General features: G+C 47.9%; 17 protein-coding genes. 9 read left to right on the top strand and 8 right to left on the bottom strand.

Annotated elements, in window-relative coordinates; all coding sequences use genetic code 11:
• Positions 1-17 precede the first annotated feature (17 nt).
• On the bottom strand, positions 18-617 hold the full coding sequence (locus ACIKP9_RS13360) for a cytochrome b (RefSeq protein WP_400883898.1): 600 nt from the start codon (positions 615-617) through the stop codon (positions 18-20).
• Positions 618-699: 82 nt separating this feature from the next.
• On the bottom strand, positions 700-1,653 hold the full coding sequence (locus tag ACIKP9_RS13365) for a beta-propeller fold lactonase family protein (protein WP_400883901.1): 954 nt from the start codon (positions 1,651-1,653) through the stop codon (positions 700-702).
• Between the two features lie 155 nt (positions 1,654-1,808).
• Between ACIKP9_RS13365 and ACIKP9_RS13370 the strand changes: the two genes are divergently transcribed.
• The 6 genes from ACIKP9_RS13370 (at position 1,809) to lplT (ending at position 8,342) form a co-directional block, all read left to right on the top strand.
• Positions 1,809-2,750 (top strand): quinoprotein relay system zinc metallohydrolase 2, encoded by a 942-nt coding sequence (locus ACIKP9_RS13370; RefSeq protein ID WP_400883903.1) that lies wholly within the window; start codon positions 1,809-1,811, stop codon positions 2,748-2,750.
• A gap of 143 nt (positions 2,751-2,893) precedes the next feature.
• Positions 2,894-3,655: an energy transducer TonB family protein gene (locus ACIKP9_RS13375; protein WP_400883909.1), complete on the top strand. Its 762-nt coding sequence runs from the start codon at positions 2,894-2,896 to the stop codon at positions 3,653-3,655.
• Positions 3,652-5,121, top strand: a complete 1,470-nt coding sequence (locus ACIKP9_RS13380) for a sensor histidine kinase (RefSeq protein WP_400883913.1) — start codon at positions 3,652-3,654, stop codon at positions 5,119-5,121. Before ACIKP9_RS13375 ends, ACIKP9_RS13380 begins: the two co-directional genes overlap by 4 nt.
• Before the next feature lie 84 nt (positions 5,122-5,205).
• Positions 5,206-5,661, top strand: a complete 456-nt coding sequence (locus ACIKP9_RS13385) for a peroxiredoxin (RefSeq protein ID WP_400883916.1) — start codon at positions 5,206-5,208, stop codon at positions 5,659-5,661.
• A 12-nt stretch (positions 5,662-5,673) separates the two neighbouring features.
• A complete protein-coding gene (locus ACIKP9_RS13390; RefSeq protein ID WP_230348999.1) occupies positions 5,674-7,071 on the top strand; it encodes a PhoH family protein in 1,398 nt (465 codons plus the stop codon).
• An 89-nt stretch (positions 7,072-7,160) separates the two neighbouring features.
• Complete coding sequence (gene lplT, locus ACIKP9_RS13395; RefSeq protein WP_400883919.1) at positions 7,161-8,342, top strand: lysophospholipid transporter LplT; 1,182 nt, start codon at positions 7,161-7,163, stop codon at positions 8,340-8,342.
• 105 nt (positions 8,343-8,447) lie between these two features.
• Here the strand turns inward: lplT and ACIKP9_RS13400 are convergent, their stop codons facing one another.
• The 4 genes from ACIKP9_RS13400 to ACIKP9_RS13415 form a co-directional block, all read right to left on the bottom strand.
• Positions 8,448-9,782, bottom strand: a complete 1,335-nt coding sequence (locus tag ACIKP9_RS13400; protein ID WP_400883922.1) for an NAD(P)/FAD-dependent oxidoreductase — start codon at positions 9,780-9,782, stop codon at positions 8,448-8,450.
• Between the two features lie 248 nt (positions 9,783-10,030).
• On the bottom strand, positions 10,031-10,561 hold the full coding sequence (locus ACIKP9_RS13405; protein WP_400883925.1) for a c-type cytochrome: 531 nt from the start codon (positions 10,559-10,561) through the stop codon (positions 10,031-10,033).
• 113 nt (positions 10,562-10,674) lie between these two features.
• Positions 10,675-11,592 (bottom strand): substrate-binding domain-containing protein, encoded by a 918-nt coding sequence (locus ACIKP9_RS13410; RefSeq protein WP_400883928.1) that lies wholly within the window; start codon positions 11,590-11,592, stop codon positions 10,675-10,677.
• 137 nt (positions 11,593-11,729) lie between these two features.
• Positions 11,730-13,607 (bottom strand): methanol/ethanol family PQQ-dependent dehydrogenase, encoded by a 1,878-nt coding sequence (locus ACIKP9_RS13415; RefSeq protein WP_400883931.1) that lies wholly within the window; start codon positions 13,605-13,607, stop codon positions 11,730-11,732.
• A 271-nt stretch (positions 13,608-13,878) separates the two neighbouring features.
• Between ACIKP9_RS13415 and pip the strand changes: the two genes are divergently transcribed.
• Entirely contained in the window at positions 13,879-14,826 is a 948-nt protein-coding gene (gene pip / locus ACIKP9_RS13420) for a prolyl aminopeptidase (RefSeq protein ID WP_400883934.1), read from the top strand.
• A gap of 28 nt (positions 14,827-14,854) precedes the next feature.
• The gene (locus ACIKP9_RS13425; protein WP_400883937.1) at positions 14,855-16,138 is read left to right on the top strand and encodes a YhjD/YihY/BrkB family envelope integrity protein; all 1,284 of its coding nucleotides are present in this window, start codon (positions 14,855-14,857) and stop codon (positions 16,136-16,138) included.
• A 1-nt stretch (position 16,139) separates the two neighbouring features.
• Here the strand turns inward: ACIKP9_RS13425 and ACIKP9_RS13430 are convergent, their stop codons facing one another.
• Together ACIKP9_RS13430 and ACIKP9_RS13435 are read right to left on the bottom strand one after the other, a co-directional pair.
• On the bottom strand, positions 16,140-16,823 hold the full coding sequence (locus tag ACIKP9_RS13430) for a Fe2+-dependent dioxygenase (RefSeq protein ID WP_400883940.1): 684 nt from the start codon (positions 16,821-16,823) through the stop codon (positions 16,140-16,142).
• Positions 16,824-16,914: 91 nt separating this feature from the next.
• The gene (locus tag ACIKP9_RS13435; RefSeq protein ID WP_400883943.1) at positions 16,915-19,116 is read right to left on the bottom strand and encodes a TonB-dependent receptor; all 2,202 of its coding nucleotides are present in this window, start codon (positions 19,114-19,116) and stop codon (positions 16,915-16,917) included.
• Between the two features lie 242 nt (positions 19,117-19,358).
• On the opposite strand from ACIKP9_RS13435, the gene trhO reads away from it, so the two are divergent.
• On the top strand, positions 19,359-20,305 hold a 947-nt coding region (gene trhO / locus ACIKP9_RS13440; RefSeq protein ID WP_400883946.1), incomplete at its 3' end, for an oxygen-dependent tRNA uridine(34) hydroxylase TrhO.

The raw sequence follows: 20,305 nt of genomic DNA on the forward strand, positions 1-20,305 counted from the left end.
TGGTGAGCTATTGAAATTTATTGAAACAAAGACATGCGCTTAAGGATATTGTCTTTATCAATGAGCTGATGCTTGAATACCGCAGCAATATGCAAGCCGATCAATAAAATAAGTATAGTGGCAGAGAGTTCGTGAGCGTCTACGAAAAAGTCTCGCAAACCAGCATTATCCAAACCTGGCAAAACAGGTACAGAGAACCAATGCAGGCCATATTTACTGTATAGAGTAGTCAATAGCCCTGTCGCTGGCATCACTACCATCATGAGATACAGCAAATGATGCGTGCCATGTGCCAGCACTTTTTCCCAGCGCTTCATGGAGTCAGGCAAAGCTGGCGGCCTATGCATCAAACGCCAATATAACCTTAGCCCGACCAAGAGAAACACGGTGAAACCTATAGACTTGTGTAAATTGAAATAAAAAGTACGAGAGGTCGCTGCTTCTGCCAGATGGATGCTGTATAACCCAAGATCGAACAGATCAATATTCGTTATCTTGTCTCCCCCTTTGGGCAGCTCGTTCATATACCAACCCAGGGCAAATAGGGCAAGGATGGCAATACCAATCAGCCAGTGCAAGATAACAGCGACTTTGGTATACCTAATAGTGTTATTCATGATGTTTCTAGCCTAAAAAGCCCTCTGCACTAAACCAATTACATGGTGAGCACAGAGGGCCGATATCAACCAACAAGCGGAATTAGTGGACGAAGACACCCCATGGTGTATCGCCTACTGGAATTTCTTTCAGGGCTTTGTCATTAACAGTGTCAACGACAGTGACCGAGTTTGATTTCCCGTTGGCGACATAAAGCTTCTTGCCGTCCGGTGTCAGTGACATGTTCCATGGGCGCTTGCCAACTGGAATGGTCGCGGTCACTTTATTGGTAGCTGTATCAATCACAGACAAACTACCATCGCCACCATTGGAGATATACACCTTCTTGCCATTTGGCAATACTTGAACCCCATTAGAGCGCTGCCCCACTGGAATGGTCGCAATCACTTCATGTTTGCTGGTGTCGAACACAGAGACCGTACCAGCGGCTTCATTGGCAACATAGGCACGAGAGCTATCTGGCAGGAAGCCAATACCACGCGGACGCTCACCCACTTCAACCAGCTTGATGGAAGTACGTTTGGCGACATCCACGACATCCACATACTTAGCCTCTTCTGCACTCACATACATCCATTTACCATCAGGGCTGAATTCGGCATGTTCAGGGTTTTTGCCCTGCATTTTGACGATATAGCTCACTTTGTGCGTATTGGTATCAATCACAGCGACGCTATTATCTTCCTCATTTGCAGCAGAAATCCATCTGCCATCATGGGAGATACCTACGCCTTCGGGAGACTCTTCAAGCTTGATCTTATCAGTCACTTTTTTAGTCTGAAGATCAATCACCAGCAAGGAGTTTTGCTTTTGGTCACTGACAAAAATGTATTTGCCATCCTTAGTAATCGCCGCGCCACGTGGCTTCTTACCGGCGTCAAAGGTATCGACTACTTTATCCGTTTGGGTGTCAATGACAGAAATAGAGCCTGACTTCTCATTGGTGGAATAAGCGAAAGGTGCTGCGAGCAGAGAGCCTGAAAACGCCAGCGCAGCGGCTGCCGTGATGAGCTTTAACTCAAATTTGCATTGCATATACATTCTCCAATAGTGTTTGAATTGCTGTTTTTATCGTTGATATCTTTATATAACGCATTGTTTCAGACGCTGCGATACTTCTCAAGTTCAATTCTAGTGTTTACAGAACAGTATATAGGCATTTAACATGCAATTTTTGCAGGTCCCTTACTATGTCTCTGCGATTTACCCCATACTTCACCAGCTTGCTATTTCTCGTCGGCTGTTTCTGGCTGTTACCCGTGTATGGTGCACCTGTAACATTGCCAGTACAACAGGTTGCACCTGGGGTATATATGCACCAAGGTGCTCATCTGGACCTAGATGAGGGTTATCAAGGCGACATTAGTAATATTGGTTTTATCGTCGGAAAAATGGGCGTTGCCGTCATTGACACAGGTGGTAGCAAACAAGTTGGCGAGGCACTACTAGCCTCCATCCGTCGGGTGACCAATCTCCCGATATTGTATGTGATCAATACCCACATTCACCCCGACCACATTTTTGGCAATGCTGCATTTACATCTGAACACCCTGTGTTTATCGGCCATGCAAAATTAGCGAATGCCATGGCATTACGTCACGATGCCTATTTACGCCAAGGCCAGCATCTTTTAGGTGAACAATTCTCTGGTAGCGATGTTATCCCGCCCTCAAAACTAGTAGACACTCAGCTAGAACTTGACCTCGGCAGCAGAAAACTCCTACTGACAGCTTACCCTAATGCCCATACCAATACCGACCTCACGGTACTGGACGAAAATACCCAGACGTTATGGACCGGGGATTTACTGTTTATCGAGCGCACGCCCTCTTTGGATGGAGACATCAAGGGGTGGCTATCTGCCATTGAACAACTCAAGCAGCTGCAAGGTATTCAACATGTCATCCCTGGGCATGGCCCCGCTACGGATAACTTTGCAATTGCGTTAGATAAACAGGCACTTTATCTCAACCTGTTATTGCATGATGTCCGTGATGCCATTAAGAAAGGGAAAAGTATGGAAGAGACCATGGATACTGCGGCTCATGCTGAAGAGGGCCATTGGCAGCTCTTCAATACAATCAATCGGCGCAATATCAACCTACTGTTCCCTGTATTGGAGTGGGAATAATTCCAAACAGACCGTGATGGTCAGTCTATAATCAGCGAACTTTTCTTCGATAACGCACAGTCATTCATTTTAATACCTTGGTTGCTATCGCCCAATCTGCCTCATTACCAACAACAAGTAATCACAGCATCAGCTGGGCTATCTTGGCATCGTTGGCATTGCACATCATGCTATTGATGCAGCTACCCATCCTAGATTTTACTTCGCAAGAAACACCTGAACCGCAAATCCTGCAAGTTGAATTAGCGTTAACACCTAGCACTGAACAATCCACTGCCATACCAGAACCGCAAACCAGCACGCCCATAGAGCCGGTAAAACAGGTAGAACCGGAGCCTACTCCTGTCATTCCCAAGCCCAGCCCTAAAGCTGTGCCACCACCGCCTAAGCAAACGCCCAAACAACAAGATCCTGAGCCGCCTCGTACCACAGAAAAACCCGTGGAGCACCACGCAGAAAATGCTGCTGCTCCCGCCATGCCTGATGTCATGACAGCACCACCGCGAGAAAGCGCTGCACCAACGCCTGTGCCAACAGTAGCACCTCCAGCACCAGAGCCTACCCCCGCACCACAGCCTACTGGCCCAAGCCAACAGGATATAGATGCTGCCCGTAGCTTATATGGCAGCCTGCTTTCTCGTGCCATTGCCAAATATAAGCAATACCCGCGTATCGCACAGATGAGGGGCTGGGAGGGAGAAGTACTCTTGGAAGTGCATTGTGACGAAAAAGGCCATGTTCTTTCGACACATGTAAAAAAATCCAGCGGACATAACGTACTAGATGAGCAAGCCATCACTATGGTTAAAAAGGCATCGCCACTCCCTCAACCGCCTGAAATATTGCGCAACAGCAAGAACCTTGTCATCTTGGTACCTGTGCCATTTTCACTAGAGTCGTCATGAGTAAGGCTCCCCAGGCAAAATCTCTCAAGGATGTATTGCTAATCCATGAGTTGACGTTCTTCCTTCTGGTTATTCTGGCAGGTACAGCAGGCGTTATTGGCATGCGTATCTGGGATCAATCCTCTCAAGAGTCACAGCGCATCCACCTCATGGTGCAGGAAATCCAGCAAACCCGCGGGGATTTGTACCGACAAATGAAAGAGTTGTTCGACTTGCACTTCCTCAAGGATCCACAAGCGCAAGAGGAATATAACGTCTACACCCTTTCCATTGATGCGCATTTCCGCAAGCTATTGGAGTTAACTGCCGATAACGAAGAAAAAACTGCCATCATGGAGTTGAACGCGAGTTATCAGGAATTGATCCAAGAAACCCAGAACATTTTTGCGCTGGTTGAGGATTACAACAACGCCGAATTGGAAAAGGCACTGAATACTCACCTAGAATCCAGTATTTTCCATCATTATGAAATCATTTCCGCACGTGCCGAGCGCCTACTACTCCTAAAGCACCGAGAGCTTTCATCCCGGCTGGAAGATGTTAAACACACGGCATTCACCTTACTCATCATTCCCATTGGGCTTGCGTTACTCTTGCTCGTGTTTTCGCATATTTTCCTCAAGCGAGCCATCGTTCGCCCTATTCGCAATGTATTGCATGCCACCAGTGAAATCAGCGCGGGGAACCTAGATCACAAAGCACCGGAGGAGGGTGTTGCTGAGTTGACAGCACTATCCTCAGCCATCAACACCATGGCACAGGAACTCAGCCGTAGCCAAGAAGCGCTAGTTCGCTCGGAAAAACAAGCTGCCCTTGGCCTTCTCGTCCCCATGCTGGCGCACAATATCCGCAACCCACTTGCCAGTATTCGTGCCACTGCCCAAGTCGCAGACAGCCAACATCTTGACCAGGAAACCCGTGACTCCTTGATCGCCATCATCAGTACCGTAGATCGCCTGGATCGCTGGACTCGTGGCCTCTTGGCATACTTGCACCCCCTCAAGCCCCACCCAAGCCCCACAACGCTACGCTTGGTATTACAAGGTGCCATGGCACCACTACAGCAAAAAATCCAGGAAAAGAAAATTTCAATCCAACTGCCCGATTGGCAAGACCTCAATGACCGCATGTTTACTGATGAAAACTTGCTGGAACAAGCATTGTATAACTTGTTACTCAACGCGGTAGAGGCCTCCCCGCAGGGTAGTGAAATCACTATCCAATGTAATGCCTTTGATGAGAGCCTGCACATTACGATCAATGATCAAGGCCCCGGCATGCCATTTACTCCTGATCCTCATGCAGCCAGCCCAGGGCCAACGACCAAGCGTTTTGGCACCGGGTTAGGTATTCCCTTTGCTTTCAAGGTGATGGAAACTCTGTCCGGCCACATCCACTTCAATAACCGTGTCAAAGGTGGTACTTCCACCGAGCTCACACTGCCTCGCGACCATCAAGCTGAATAAGGTGTTGAACGTTTTCACCATAAGCTGCTTGCCTTATCTCCGGTTTTTATCAACAATGAGAGCGTCTAGAGTTTATTGTCTACTATGTTGAATCAAGCAATTCCTGATGTTGAATTACCTTCCACCAGCGGAAAAACTTTCAAGCTTTCCGACTTTATCGGCAAAAAACTGATCATCTATTTTTACCCCAAGGACAACACCCCCGGCTGTACCAATCAAGGCAAAGATCTACGCGACCTTTACGAAGCGTTCCAAGCCAGCAATACGGAAATTGTCGGCATCTCGCGTGATAGCCTCAAGTCGCACGAAAACTTTAAAGCCAAATTCAGCTTTCCTTTTGAGTTGCTATCAGATGTAGAAGAAAAAGCCTGTACGTTGTTCGACGTAATCAAAATGAAGAAGCTTTATGGTAAAGAAGTACGTGGCATAGAACGCAGCACTTTCGTTATCGACGAAAAAGGCGTTCTTGTTCGCGAGTGGCGCAAAGTGAAAGTGGACGGTCACGCCCAGCAAGTGCTCGAATTCATTCAATCCCTTTAAAAAGGCAGCCAGATGATCAGAAAGCGCGCAGCAAGCACCAAACTGTTTGTACTTGATACCAACGTGCTGATGCACGACCCGTCAAGCCTGTTTCGCTTTGAGGAGCATGACATCTATCTCCCCATGGTTACGCTGGAGGAGTTGGACAACAATAAGAAAGGCATGACTGAGGTCGCGCGCAATGCCCGGCAAGCGAGCCGCAACCTGGAAGAAATCGTTGGGAGCAATTTGGCAGACCTGGAAAAAGGCTGCCCACTTGCCATTAACGGTAATAAGCATGTCAGTGGCAAATTGTTCCTGCAAACCGAAGCAGTGGCTACAGAACTGCCGATGCTGGCTGGCAGCAAGGCCGACAACCAAATACTCAGCGTCGTGCTCAGCCTACAAACCTCGCAACCAAGCCGTGAGGTAGTCCTTGTCAGCAAGGATATCAATATCCGTATCAAGGCACGCGCAATTGGCGTTGCCGCCGAAGACTATTTCAATGACAAGGTACTAGAAGATACCGACCTGCTCTACTCCGGTATGAAGGAACTCCCAGCAGATTTTTGGGAGAAGCACAGCAAGGCCATGGAATCCTGGCAGGATGCTGGCAGAATGTTTTATCGCATCACAGGCCCTCTGTGTAAGAGCTTTCTCATCAATGAGTTCGTCTATTACGAATATGAGAAACCTTTTCATGCGATTGTGCGCTCCATTGAGGGCAACACAGCCGTGCTGGAGGTAGTCAAGGACTACACCCAGCCCAAGCATAATATCTGGGGCATTACCGCCCGCAACCGCGAGCAGAACTTCGCCTTGAATCTATTGATGGATCCCGAAGTGGATTTTGTCAGCCTGCTAGGCCAGGCAGGCACGGGTAAAACCCTGTTAACACTGGCTTCTGCCCTCACCCAGACATTAGACAAAAAGATTTACAGCGAAATCATCATGACCCGTGTCACGGTACCAGTCGGCGAAGATATTGGGTTCCTGCCTGGTACGGAGGAAGAAAAGATGGCGCCTTGGATGGGCGCGCTGGAGGACAACCTAGATGTGCTCAACAAATCTGATGAAGACGCTGGTGAATGGGGGCGGGCTGCGACTCAAGACCTGATCCGTACTCGCATCAAGGTAAAATCATTGAACTTCATGCGGGGTCGAACCTTCCTACATAAATTCCTCATCATTGATGAAGCCCAGAATTTAACGCCAAAACAAATGAAGACCCTCATTACTCGCGCAGGACCCGGGACTAAAGTCGTTTGTTTAGGTAATATTGCGCAAATTGATACGCCATACCTGACAGAAGGCAGTTCTGGCCTGACTTATGTGGTTGACCGCTTTAAGGGCTGGGGGCATAACGGGCACGTCACTCTGGTGCGTGGTGAACGATCTAGGCTGGCTGATTTTGCAGCAGACATATTGTAATAATTGGTCACTACAATGACTCAATCTGGCATAGCCAGTCATAATGACAGGATAAATACGCCCCTTGACCGGGGCGCGATAAAGCAGCGATGAACCGTGGTTTTTATATCATACTGCTAGCGCAGTTTTTATCGGCGCTAGCTGACAATGCATTGCTGTTTACTGCAATTGCGCTCCTGAGAGACATGGATGCCCCGAGTTGGCATGATCCATTGTTACAATGGTTCTTTGTCATCTCTTACATCATTCTCGCCCCTTTTGTCGGCGCATTTGCCGACGCCTTTCCCAAGGGCAGGGTCATGTTTGTCTCCAATGCCATCAAATTCATTGGTAGTACCTCCATGGTGCTTGGCATGCCACCTTTATATGCCTATGGCATTGTAGGCATTGGGGCAGCTGCCTACTCACCAGCAAAATACGGCATCCTGACGGAATACCTACCGCCATCAATGCTGGTCAAGGCAAATGGCTGGATGGAGGGATCAACTGTCATGGCTATCGTACTGGGCACCGTCATTGGCGCTATCCTGCCCAGCATAAATATCCAGGTCGCCATGATCGTGATCACCGTGCTGTACATGTCTGCAGCGATATTCAATATTTACATCCCCAAGGTGCCTGTGGATCATAAACCCCCACAGAAAACCCCAGCTTTCCTGATCAAGGACTTCTGGCTTGCGACCAAGACTTTATGGAAAGACTCACAAGGCCAGGTTTCACTTGCTGTCACCACCTTATTCTGGGGTGTAGCCGCTACCTTGCGTTTCGTCGTCTTGGCCTGGGCTGGCTTTGCATTGAATTTCACCCAGGAACAATCCACCTATCTCATGGTAGTAGTTGCGATCGGTATCGCGATTGGCTCGATTGCTGCCGCACGCATGATCAAGCTTGAACACTCAGTTCGCGTCATCCCTGTCGGTATTGTGGTGGGCTTGCTGGTAATTGGTATGACCTTTGTCAGCAACTGGATAGTTGCCTGCATCCTCCTGCTGATGATCGGCGCCTTCAGTGGTTACTTGGTTGTACCATTGAATGCCTTGCTGCAACATCGTGGCCACTTATTGATTGGTGCCGGACATTCGATCGCAGTGCAAAACTTCAATGAGAACCTTGGTATCGCTGCACTCATTAGCCTTTATACATTAATGATCAAGACAGATATTCACATCAATTTTATTATTGTGGCTTTTGGCCTGTTTGTCAGCCTGAGCATGGGTGGAATATACAAGCTTTATCAAGTGCAAAACGCAAGCCTGCAAAAGCCGAAATAGCATATCTCTTACATATCTAGGATACTGTGTTTGACGCAGTGACAATAAAAAAGCCCGGGAAGCCGGGCTTTTTTATTGTCACATGTGCGAAATGCGAAACCAAGCTTAGTGCAACTTGACCCTAGCTTCTGTCCGGCGAGTAATCAAGCGTGCAAGCATCTGCAACACCACAGCAAAGAAACCATGCAACGCCATCAAATGCAATTGATACAGCGACTGGTACATGAGGCGAGCAAACAAACCTTCAATATACATGCTACCGCCTGCGATCGCCCCCATCAGGCTACCCACCGTAGAGTAGCGTCCGAGATTGACCAAGGATCCGTAATCACGATAGGTATATTCAGGAAGATTATCCTTGCCTGCTACACGCGCCTTGACGGTTTTAACCAACATTGATGCCTGCTGGTGCGCAGATTGAGCGCGTGGAGGCACATTCTCATCGTGTCCAGGCCATGGACAAGCCGCGCAATCACCAAAGGCAAACACATTCTCATCCAGCGTGGTTTGCAAGGTACGCTTCACGACCAACTGATTGATGCGGTTAACTTCCAAACCATCCAACTCACGGACAAAATCAGGTGCTTTGATACCTGCAGCCCAAACCACAAGGGCAGATGGAATAAAACGTCCACTGTGGGTATAGACCCCTTTAGCCGTCACCTCTGTTACACGCTCACCGGCATAAACATGCACCCGCAACTTGCGCAACTCCACATCAACTGCCATGGAAAGCTTGGGAGGCAATGCAGGCAACACTCGGTCACTTGCTTCAATAATGGAAATCTTGATGTCCTTGTCTGGATCAATCTTATCCAAACCATAGGCGGCTACTTCACGCGTCGTATTGTGCAACTCGGCAGCAAGCTCAACGCCTGTCGCACCCGCACCAACAATCACCACCTCCAACTGTCCAGCCTGGACAGGTTCGGCCTGGGTTTGGGCCCGGATCAAGGCATTAGTCAATTGTCTATGGAAGCGTTCAGCCTGATTCTGTGTATCCAGTGCGATGGAGTGCTCACGCGCACCAGAGATACCAAAATCATTCGTCGTACTGCCCACAGCGATGATCAGGGTGTCGTATTTAAATACTCTACGGGGAATCACCTCGACGCCATCATCAAAATAAGGCGCGACGTGTACTTCCTTCTTGGCTCTATCTAGCCCATCCATGCGCCCTAAACGGAAGTGGAAGTGGCTCCAGTGTGCCTGGGCAATATATTCAAGTTCATGCTTGTCTGGATTCATGCTGCCTGCTGCAATTTCATGCAGCAAAGGCTTCCAAACATGGGTTCGTGTGCAATCGATCAGGGTAATATGAGCTTTTTTCTTCCGTCCCAAACTTTTCCCGAGACGAGTTGCCAGTTCTAGCCCACCAGCACCACCGCCCACAATAATGACACGGTGCAAATCTGAACTTGTTTGCGTTTCCAATTGCATAACTTCACTTTCCAGGACTAATCAATGTAAATCCGCACATATCACGGCAAGCACAGCGTCGCTATCTAGCAACCATCTTCACTCAATCTGGTAGCTGGCTTGCGCGACTATAGAGTCTTCCGATTTTACCTCTAAAGGCTGGACTTCGCGCATAAAAAAACGGTCATTGCATAAACAATGACCGTCTTTTATTAGAGAGTAGCGAATTGGCATGTCTGAATCATCGCCGCTTCGCTACATACCATTCATTATTGTGGCTTCTCATCCAACCAAGGCTTGTTACCACCACCCTTATATTGACTACGTAAGAAACCAATAATCTTGAGGATTTCATCAGTAGACACCAAGTCAGGGTTACCGGCTACTTGCTTATGCCAAGTAGCCATACCGCCGTTGGAACCACCAGCGATGGTTTCAAACATACCCTTGTCGGTGATGTGTTTGGAATACTGCCAGCGATCATCAGTGATTGAAACAGCTACTTGACCATCGCCGTTAGGACCGTGGCATGTAGTACAAGAGTACAAACCAAATTTCTTCTTACCTTGCTTCGCCTTTTCTGGATCTGCAGCGTAAATCTTGGTGTAAGGATTTACACAGGTTTCCAGAAACTGCTTCGCCTCTGGGGTATCATCGTCAGTCACTTTAATATTCAGCGGACTGTTATCCTTGGTTGATACCAAATTGCAGGCAGCACTTGCCTGCAATGGCATTGCCAGTCCCACCAGCGCCAGGACTGAGGCGGCCAAGGTTGCTTTGATCACTCCATGATTCAACATACTTTCTCCTTGCTTTTTGAACATTTAAACTTCGACTACATTAATAAAATCATGAGTCTGCAATCCATCTAACGTGTCAGACACACAATAGTTGACCCAGTTCATGAAAATTACTATTCAAATTTGGGAATTACATCACCCTTATTTTTAGATTTTTTCTCAATATCATCCCCCACGACAACAGGCACATGCGGAATACCATACTCATCAAGAATCTTGATGATATCGTCGTGACGACGGTCAAGCACATCCTGCAACTGTGCCATGCGTTCCTTGTCACGCTTGCGCACGCCAACTGAAATATTCCAATACTCTTTACCATGAATATTTTCTTGCTCATATTCAGGCGCAGGCACAACCACTAAAGGAATAGATGCCTTCTTGGCATAGTAGCCAGCAATCGGCCCCCACAAGATAGCCACATCAATTTCACCTTTAACCAGGTCATCAATCACGAAACTTGGTGGCAGATTCAAGTCACGCTGAATACGATATGGGCGAGAGTTACCCAATAAGCCCTTATCATTCAATGGACGAGAGGGGGGCGTTTGTCCCACAACACCAATAATGCCCTTTTTCAAATCTGGGGAGTCCCAGTCCTTAATGTCATAACCGCTATCCTTACGGTATACAAACACATAACCAGAGCGGTAGTAAGGCTTGGAGGTCAGCATCATGTCATTGCCAGCCACCGTGCCAATAATCACGTCGCAACGACGTGCATTTAATGTATTGCGAATAAAGCCCATACGGTCATACCAGAATTGGTATGACAGAGTCTTGCCCAAATCCTTGGCAATCAACTCGGCAATTTTGTTCTCAAATCCTTCTTGCTTGCCATTTGAATAAGGCAAGTTGTCATAATCTGCACAGACTTTCAGCTCATGCGGGTTGTCTTCACGTACCGGCAAGCCACCACGACCCACCTCACTATCAACTTCCAATGTATTGGCTGCACCTTCCGCCATTGCAAACTGACTGATACCTGCAAGCATCAGCACCCATGAAACTTTCTTCAGTCTTTTCAGCATTGCACTTCCTTCTGCGTTGATAAGCTTGCTAACTAATTACCTATCAAAGATAAAAAGCACCCTGTCCTAAAACAGGGTGCTTGGGAGCAACTAACTTAATGTCAGCTTTGAATCTTCTGCATTAAATCAGACGTCAATTACAGGCTGAATACGTTCAGTGCACCACCGCCAGGAGCAGCGTTCCACTCTTTCAGCTCCTTGTAACCACCAGCTGCGCCCAGCGCATCGGTGTCGTTATCAAGGCCAAGGTTCATCGCTACACCAGCCCAACCGCCGATACCGGACAGTACGCCAACGTATTGCTTACCCTTGTGGGTGTATGTGAATGCGTTACCGATCACACCGGAACCAACCTGGAATTTCCAGAGTTCTTTACCAGTTTGTGCGTCAAGAGCCTTGAACCAACGGTCCAGAGTGCCGTAGAACACCAGATCGGAAGCAGTTGTCAGAACACCACCCCAAGCAGAGAACTTCTCCTTGTTGTACCACTTGCTCTTGTTGGTCATTGGATCATAAGCAGCAAAGCCACCCATAACGCCGTCAGGACCAGCAAACATGGTCAAAGTAGCACCAACCCATGGCTGACCAGCGATGTACTTGGACTCAACTGGCTCGTATGTCATACAAACGTGGTTAAGTGGGGAGTACATCAAACCAGTACGTGGGGAGTAAGCAGCAGGCTGCTGATCCTTGGTACCCAGCGCTGCAGGGCAAATACCCTTAGCGTTGTAGTCTTGGTGAGTAGAGTACTTACCATCCTTCTGAGGAACACCGCTCTTCAGATCAACACCAGTTGCCCAGTTAACGAATGGATGAACCTTTTCAGCGGCGATGATGCTGCCAGTGTGTGCATCAAAGGTGTAAGCAAAACCGTTACGGTCATGGTGCCAAGCGTATGTCTTGCCGCCCTTGTCGAACAGGATGACTTCGTTGATGCCGTCATAATCCCACTCGTCGTGAGGAGTCATTTGATAACCCCACTTAGCGATACCTGTATCCAGATCGCGAGCGAAAATAGTCATGGACCACTTGTTGTCGCCAGGACGTACATCTGGGTTCCAAACGGATGGGTTACCAGTACCGTAGTAAACCAGGTTTGTACGTTGGTCATATGGCCACCAGCCCCATGTGGAACCACCACCGTGCTGCCAACCATCCTTAACAGCTTGTGGCTTGAGCCATGTCTTCACGCCCAGGTCTTTTTCTGGGAACTTCAGCTTTTCCTTAGGCAGAGCCTTGAAGGAACCGCCTTCTTTGTTACCACCGTTCACGTCTTCATAAACAGACAGTGAGCTGTAGTGAGGATTGTCTTTGTTGAAGTCCTTGCCGATCAGCACTTCGCTGTCAGGACCAGTGCTGTATGCCTTCCATACCAGTGCGCCATCCTTCAGGCTGTAAGCAGCCAAGAAGCAACGAACACCGAATTCAGCACCAGAGCAACCTGTCAGAACCTTGTCCTTGATAACGTGAGGAGCGTTGGTATTGGTAGCACCAACCTTAGGATCGTTTACCTTAACGTCCCAAACTTTAGCACCAGTCTTCGCATCCAGAGCAACCAATACACCGTCGTTCTGTTGCAAGAAGATCTTGCCATCGCCGTAACCCAAACCGCGGCTTACGTTATCGCAGCAGAGAACAGCTTGCACAGAAGGATCTTGCTTAGGGAAGTAAGCCCAGACGATCTTCTGGTTGTTGTTCAGGTCAAGTGCGTAAACATTGTTAGGGAATGCTGTATGTACATACATCATGTTGCCAACAACAACTGGAGAGCCTTCGTGACCACGGTTTACACCGGTAGCGAATTGCCAAGCTGCCTTAACATTCTTGACGTTGCTCTTGTTGATTTGATTGAGGGTGCTATAACCCTGATTGTTATGTTGACCACGTGGATGCACCCAGTTGCTAGCATCCTTCATTGCGGCTTCTTGGTCAGCAGCTGCAGATGCAACCATAGGCATTGCCATCGCCATGCCAAATGCCACACCAAGCGCCAGCTTGATTTTGCTCATCTCCATTTTTATAAATCTCCATAGTGATACTACTAAGGGTTTAACAAGACCCAGCCCCACATACACTACCTCCCATTTATAATTACGGGTTTTTGCAGCATCGTTGAGACTTTGCCTCTTACTCACTTCAAAGCGAGTAGACTGCATCTTAGTGCAGGGAAAAATGTTTTGCAATACTTCATTTACATTTTACTTACAATTAAATAATTCCTAAACTTGCCAAGACAATTTCCCTTGAGTGGAATGGCAATCTCCTAGCTGAGTGAGAAAAATATTCATGACCCACACCCTTTTCCCCGAAATTCAACCCTATCAGCAAGGTATGTTAGCTGTATCAGACCTACATGCCATTTACTATGAACAATCAGGCAACCCGAATGGACAACCCGTCGTCTTCCTGCATGGCGGGCCTGGTAGCGGATGCAACCCCGGACAACGACGTTATTTTGACCCGCATCATTACCGCATCATCCTGCTTGATCAGCGCGGCTGTGGGCGTAGCACGCCTCAAGGTGAAGTGCGCGACAATACCATCCAGCACTTGATTGCGGACTTAGATGCACTGAGACAACACCTGGGTATTGAGCGCTGGTTAGTCTTTGGTGGCTCATGGGGCAGCACCTTGGCACTCAGCTATGCCTTGGCTTATCCAGCACAGGCAACCGGTTTAATATTGAGAGGTATATTCCTCAGCCGCCAAAGCGAGCTGGATTGGTTCCTGCATGACGTGCAGCATTTCTTCCCCGAAGCATGGGAAAAACTCCTCTCCTACCTGCCCGAGAATGAAAGACATGATCCATTAAGCGCATTTGCACAACGCGTGTTCTCAGCTAACCCAACCATTAGCGAGCCTGCTGCCATCCACTGGAATGCGTTTGAAAGCAGCATCATGACCTTGCTCCCTGTCGCAGCCACAGGTGAGCATGCAATCAACGCTCAAGTTGAGTTGGCGCGTGCACGGGTGCAAATCCATTACATTAAGCACCAATGCTTTGTGGGCGATCGCGACTTATTGGCAGAGGCAGCTGCAACGCTGCAACATATCCCCACAGTCATCGTGCAAGGGCGTTACGATATGGTATGTCCGCCACTGACGGCCTATGAACTGCATCAGGCCATGCCGCACGCCGAGTTTTACATGGTGTCTGACGCAGGGCACTCCGGCATGGAGCCTGGCACCAGAAGCGCATTAATTGCCGCAACAGAAAAATTCAAGCAGGTTTAGTCACTCAGCAAAGCAACGGGAGCGTTTTTTGGCATTCAATCTATCCAAGGTCAAGCACCTCGGCAGCCACCCGGCTCTGCATAAGTCCCGCAGGGCTTATGCCCGCCATCGCTACAGCACGCCATTTTTCGTGCTGCGTGAAACACTGAGCAGCTTTCAAACCCACAACGGGTTCGCAATTTCGGCATCCTTATCGTTTTACGCCATGTTTGCCTTAATCCCGCTGATCGTGCTCATGTTCTTCCTGCTGAGTCATTTGGTGGTGTCATCCAACTATGCCACGGTCAAGCTTGCGATTCTTGTCAGCAACTTAGTACCTAACCTCAGCAGCCGCATTATGGTAGAGGTGTATAACGCTTCTAAACATAAAGCAGCGTGGGGAGTATTTGGTTTTGTTGCGATGTTCTGGCTGGCTGTTCCGCTTGCCGGAGCACTACGTTCAGCCTTTTACACCATAGCCAGCGTCAAAGAAACGCCATCCTTCCTGCGTCGTCAAGTTAAGGATATCCTCGGTGTGCTGGGCATATTGCTGATGTTTTTCCTGTTCACCATCCTAGGCTTAGGCATGGAAAAGGTCATCAACATCCTGGAGCCACATACGGCACACTCCAAATATCTCAACTCAGCGACCTCCATTGGCCTGACCACCTTGCTAACCGCGATTTTCTATCGTGTTTACTTTCCGGTGAAACTACGCCTATCGCACATATTGATTGGCGCAATCATCACCTCCCTTCTATGGTTGGCAATGCGCCCTGCCTTCAGCCTATTCCTCTCGGTTAACCCAGCGTATGGGGCAGTATTCGGCGGGATGAAGAACCTATTCATCTCTATTGCTTGGCTCTACTACACCTTTGTTGTCTTCATGCTCGGCACAACATTGATTTCCACCTTACGCAAAAAAGATGTGTTGTTACTGCGTGGGTTATTCGACCAGATGCCGGAAGATAGGGCGATCTATTTAGAAGAGCTCATGGACCGTTATGGCAAAAAATTCAAGCGAGGTGAATATGTATTCAGAATCAATGACGGCTGCCACGATTTATATTACCTAGTATCAGGCCGCATTCGTCTCATGCTGGGAGACCGCTTACTGCGAGAGCTCAACAGTGGGGATTATTTCGGTGAGATGGCATTTCTGACGCAAACGCCAAGGGTGGCCGATGCTATTGTTGTGTCGAATGAAGCTGAAGTCGTCGTCGTCAATGCAGAAAACATTGAAACCTTGTTGCTGGGCGAGCCGCACATCACCATGGGCTTTCTGCGGCAAATGGCGGCGCGCTTACAGCACAACCACATTCAGGGTTCGTAACTCAACTATCAGCCCACATCCGCAATAGGTTGTGATAGACCCCCGTCAAGCGAATCACTTCGGGGTCTTGCCCGCCGCGCTCGGCACCAATCGCCTGGATGCTGTTATCCAACTGGAACAGCAAGGTACGCTGGGCATCATCCCGCACCATGCTCTGCATCCAGAAAAATGACGAAACCCTTGCACCACGGGTCACTGGTGTCACATGATGCAAGCTACTGGATGGGTACAACACCATATGCCCAGCAGGCAGCTTTACCTCTTGCGAGCCGAAGGTATCTTCAATCGTCAGCACACCTCCGTCATAATCCTCAGGCTCAGAGAAAAACAAGGTTGCAGACAAATCACTACGGATACGGAAATTGGTCCCGCGCAACTGCCGAATGGCATTGTCCACATGCGTACCAAATGCCTGCCCAGCCGCATAACGATTAAATAGTGGTGGAAACACCTTGAGCGGCAAGGCCGCAGAAATAAACAAAGGGCTTTGCCCCAGCGCATCCTGGATCAAATCCCCGATCTGACGCGCCACCGGCGAACCTTCCGGCAACTGCATATTATTTTTAGCCAACGCAGATTGGTGTCCTGAAGTCACATTGCCATCCACCCATTCAGTGGCATCCATCAACTGTCGGCATTGTGCAACTTGCTCCTTGGTCAACACGCCTGGAATTTCAATCAACATTTTCTTGTATCCACCATAAGCAAAAAACCCTATAGAGGTGATACCTCCATAGGGCTGAATATTGAGATATATAGAACTTAGACTAGCACAATTAGAACTTGAAGTTCAGCGTCACAAAACCTACTCGCCCTGGCGCAACAACCGCATAATGGCGGAAATAAGTTGTATCGAAATAGCGCTTATCTGTCAGGTTCTGGATGTTAAGTTGCAGATCAAAATTTTCATTGATTTTGTAACTCGCCATGGCATCCCAGCGCACATATGAAGGTACATAAGCGGTATTAGCAGGATTAGCGTAAACCTTATCCATATAGAATGCACCGCCACCCAATGTTAGGTTAGGTAACACCTTATAGGTGGTCCACAGGCTGGCACTGTTTTTGGCAATCCCGTGAAGCTGTTTACCTTGAGACTCAAGAGAACCTGGTGTATTAACATCTGGTACTGTTCCAGCCTTGGTTTGCTCAGCATCAAGATAAGTGTAGCCACCAAATACCTGCCACTTATCCGTCACCTTACCAGCAATGCCTAACTCAATACCCTTAGACTCCACCTCACCAAGATTAGAGTAATTTCCACCCGGCACTACTGCTCGAGCATTATTCTTGCGAATATGGAAAATAGCGGCGGATAAAGATAAATCTTCAAGGACATTCCACTTCGTACCAACCTCAAATGATTTGCTACGCTCGGGGCTAAGATCTTGAGTTCCAGCAATAAGTTGCGTACCGCCATAATTATAATCCCCCATCGCCAAGCCTACCGGTGAGGAAGATGTGGCATATGAAGCATACACACTGGCATTAGGCTGCACCTTATAAACAATGCCTAGTTGATAATTAAAGAAGCCTTCATCATTTTCAAAGTCAGTAGTTTTTACCCCAGTACCAACATCCCGATTCTGGATTTCAGAACGATATCGATCATATCGGACACCGGCGTTTAATAACCATTTCTCAGTCAACTCCATGGAGTCAAACACATATGCTGACTTATTGACTGTTCGCCCTTCAAAACCTGGGAAATTATTCCGCGTCACTGTAGCATAAGACACATCTGGATTGGGATTGTTCATATCAGTAGTGCCATTTGCGCCCAAGTTACCGTCAGCATAACTACGATTCTCAGACTCTTCACGGCTAATCTCAATTCCTGCATTGAGATTATGTTTGATATATCCTGTATCAAAAACTACGGATATATCAGTTAAATTAGCCAGAGCCGTAGTTTGCATGCCACGAGAAACGAATTGACTGCGGTTTACCATACCCTCTGGTGTAATTGTGCCCCCACTAATATATACGTTAGGTCTGGACAATACATACTTATTGCTAGTCAGGCTATAGCGCGTTGTATTGCGCAGTACAACATCATCACTAAATGAATGCTTGAAAGCCAAGTTCCCTATATCAGCAGATGTTTCGTGGAAATCGCGTCCATTAACTCCATACCAAGCATCCTTCTTTCCAACAGGCCGCCCAAATGGAGTACCTCCATCGTTATTTGCTAATTGCCTGTATGGTAACCCCCAATCCGGCACATCATCAGTTTCATGGTGATACCAGCTAGCAGTCAGGCTAGTTGGGCCATTCAATCCCAATGTGATAGAAGGCATGAAACCCCAACGCTTCACATCAACATTGTCGCGCCCAGGAGTATCTGCACCATGATGCATACCCACCAAACGAATGGCGGCATCATCACCCAGCATATAGTTGCCATCGAACGTAGCACGACGGTAACGATCACTGCCTACCCCAACAGAACCAGTAGTGAAATTGCCTGCCTTCGCCTGCTTGGTCACGATATTGATACTACCGCCAGCTGAGCCACGCCCATCATAAGCGCCACTTGGGCCCTTGATGACTTCCATTTGCTCAATCGCAAATACCTCGCGCTGCTGTGCCCCTAAATCCCGCAAGCCATCAACATACATCGATTGAAACGCATCAAAACCACGGATAAACGGACGATCACCAACAGCAACCCCCCCCTCGCCACCACCAAAGGTAATGCCAGGGGTAGTGCGCAATGCTTCCTTGAATGTGTTGGAACCAGTGTCCTTGATCAACGCTTCGGTAATCACAGTGACTGTTTTAGGTGTATCAATCAAAGGCGCCGTAAATTTCTGGCTGGCAGATTTCTCTGCTTTATAACCAGTACTTTTCTTGGTTTCTACCTGTAGCTCAGGCAATGCACCACCTTCTTCCACCGCCCACGCAGCGCCTGTAAACATCAGGGTCACCGCTGCCACAATCGGCTTTACCACCTGATCTTTTTTAATGTTTTGCACGATCTTCCCTTTACAACTATTAACAAAAATTAACAAAATGGGAATATAAATAAGAAATATTCTCGATACAAGTCAAATTTTCGTTTGTTGCAAATAAACCACACAATAACCCTATGAAAGCTATGGAAATATAATTTAAAATATTGTCTTTAGACTTGCTCCGCATACTAAGTAGAGCGTTGCACCATTTAACTAATCTTGTGCTTTGCACAAGTGTCTTCATTCATCTGTGAGAATTTGCTTTGTCCCATATTATCGTTGCCGCCTTATACAAATTTGCCAGCCTTCCAGATTACCAAGCGCTACAGCCAGGTTTGCTAGCCCTTTGCAATTCGCAAGAAATCAAGGGGACGCTATTACTTGCAGAAGAAGGTATCAATGGCACCGTGGCTGGTAGCAGAGCGGCAATAGATGCTTTACTCACCTATCTACGCCAAGACTCTCGGCTAGCAGATATAGAACATAAGGAATCCTTCACCAATGAAATGCCGTTTTACCGGATGAAGGTGCGTTTAAAGAAAGAAATTGTGACCTTGGGCGTTCCAGGCGTTGATCCTAACAAGACAGTAGGCACTTACGTCAAACCCGAAGATTGGAATGCCCTCATCTCCGATCCCGACGTCATCGTGATCGACACACGCAATGATTATGAATACGGCATTGGAACATTCAAGGGAGCAATTGATCCGGAAACGACGACCTTCCGCCAGTTTCCAGATTATGTCCGCCAAAATCTTGATCCCGCAAAAAACAAAAAAGTGGCAATGTTCTGTACTGGTGGTATTCGTTGCGAGAAAGCCAGCTCCTATATGCTAGAGCAAGGCTTCGAAGAGGTTTATCACTTGCAAGGCGGAATTTTAAAGTATCTGGAAACCGTGCCAGAGGAAGAAAGCTTGTGGGAAGGTGAATGCTTTGTCTTTGATCAACGTGTTGCCGTGAAGCATGGCCTGCAAGTGGGGGATTATGATCAGTGTTTTGCCTGCCGCCATCCCATCTCAGCAGAGGATATGGCCTCGCCAAAATATATGAAAGGCATCTCCTGCCCTCGCTGTTATGATCAGTTGTCTGCTGAAAAGCGAGCAAGCATCAAAGAAAGACAAAAACAAATAGAATTGGCTCGCCAGCGTGGTGAAGAGCACATTGGTGACAACGTACGCAAATATTCAGTGCTTCACAAACAATCCAAAAT

Origin of the sequence: Methylobacillus methanolivorans (assembly GCF_044751345.1) — a bacterium.
Classification (GTDB): Bacteria; Pseudomonadota; Gammaproteobacteria; order Burkholderiales; family Methylophilaceae; genus Methylobacillus; species Methylobacillus methanolivorans.

What these genes read in the sequence shown, in the direction of transcription:
- ACIKP9_RS13360 (WP_400883898.1), bottom strand. Translation starts at nt 617, where the DNA reads ATGAATAACACTATTAGGTATACCAAAGTCGCTGTTATCTTGCACTGG.
- ACIKP9_RS13365 (WP_400883901.1), bottom strand. Translation starts at nt 1,653, where the DNA reads ATGCAATGCAAATTTGAGTTAAAGCTCATCACGGCAGCCGCTGCGCTG.
- ACIKP9_RS13370 (WP_400883903.1), top strand. Translation starts at nt 1,809, where the DNA reads ATGTCTCTGCGATTTACCCCATACTTCACCAGCTTGCTATTTCTCGTC.
- ACIKP9_RS13380 (WP_400883913.1), top strand. Translation starts at nt 3,652, where the DNA reads ATGAGTAAGGCTCCCCAGGCAAAATCTCTCAAGGATGTATTGCTAATC.
- ACIKP9_RS13385 (WP_400883916.1), top strand. Translation starts at nt 5,206, where the DNA reads ATGTTGAATCAAGCAATTCCTGATGTTGAATTACCTTCCACCAGCGGA.
- ACIKP9_RS13390 (WP_230348999.1), top strand. Translation starts at nt 5,674, where the DNA reads ATGATCAGAAAGCGCGCAGCAAGCACCAAACTGTTTGTACTTGATACC.
- lplT (WP_400883919.1), top strand. Translation starts at nt 7,161, where the DNA reads ATGAACCGTGGTTTTTATATCATACTGCTAGCGCAGTTTTTATCGGCG.
- ACIKP9_RS13400 (WP_400883922.1), bottom strand. Translation starts at nt 9,782, where the DNA reads ATGCAATTGGAAACGCAAACAAGTTCAGATTTGCACCGTGTCATTATT.
- ACIKP9_RS13405 (WP_400883925.1), bottom strand. Translation starts at nt 10,561, where the DNA reads ATGTTGAATCATGGAGTGATCAAAGCAACCTTGGCCGCCTCAGTCCTG.
- ACIKP9_RS13410 (WP_400883928.1), bottom strand. Translation starts at nt 11,592, where the DNA reads ATGCTGAAAAGACTGAAGAAAGTTTCATGGGTGCTGATGCTTGCAGGT.
- ACIKP9_RS13415 (WP_400883931.1), bottom strand. Translation starts at nt 13,607, where the DNA reads ATGGAGATGAGCAAAATCAAGCTGGCGCTTGGTGTGGCATTTGGCATG.
- pip (WP_400883934.1), top strand. Translation starts at nt 13,879, where the DNA reads ATGACCCACACCCTTTTCCCCGAAATTCAACCCTATCAGCAAGGTATG.
- ACIKP9_RS13430 (WP_400883940.1), bottom strand. Translation starts at nt 16,823, where the DNA reads ATGTTGATTGAAATTCCAGGCGTGTTGACCAAGGAGCAAGTTGCACAA.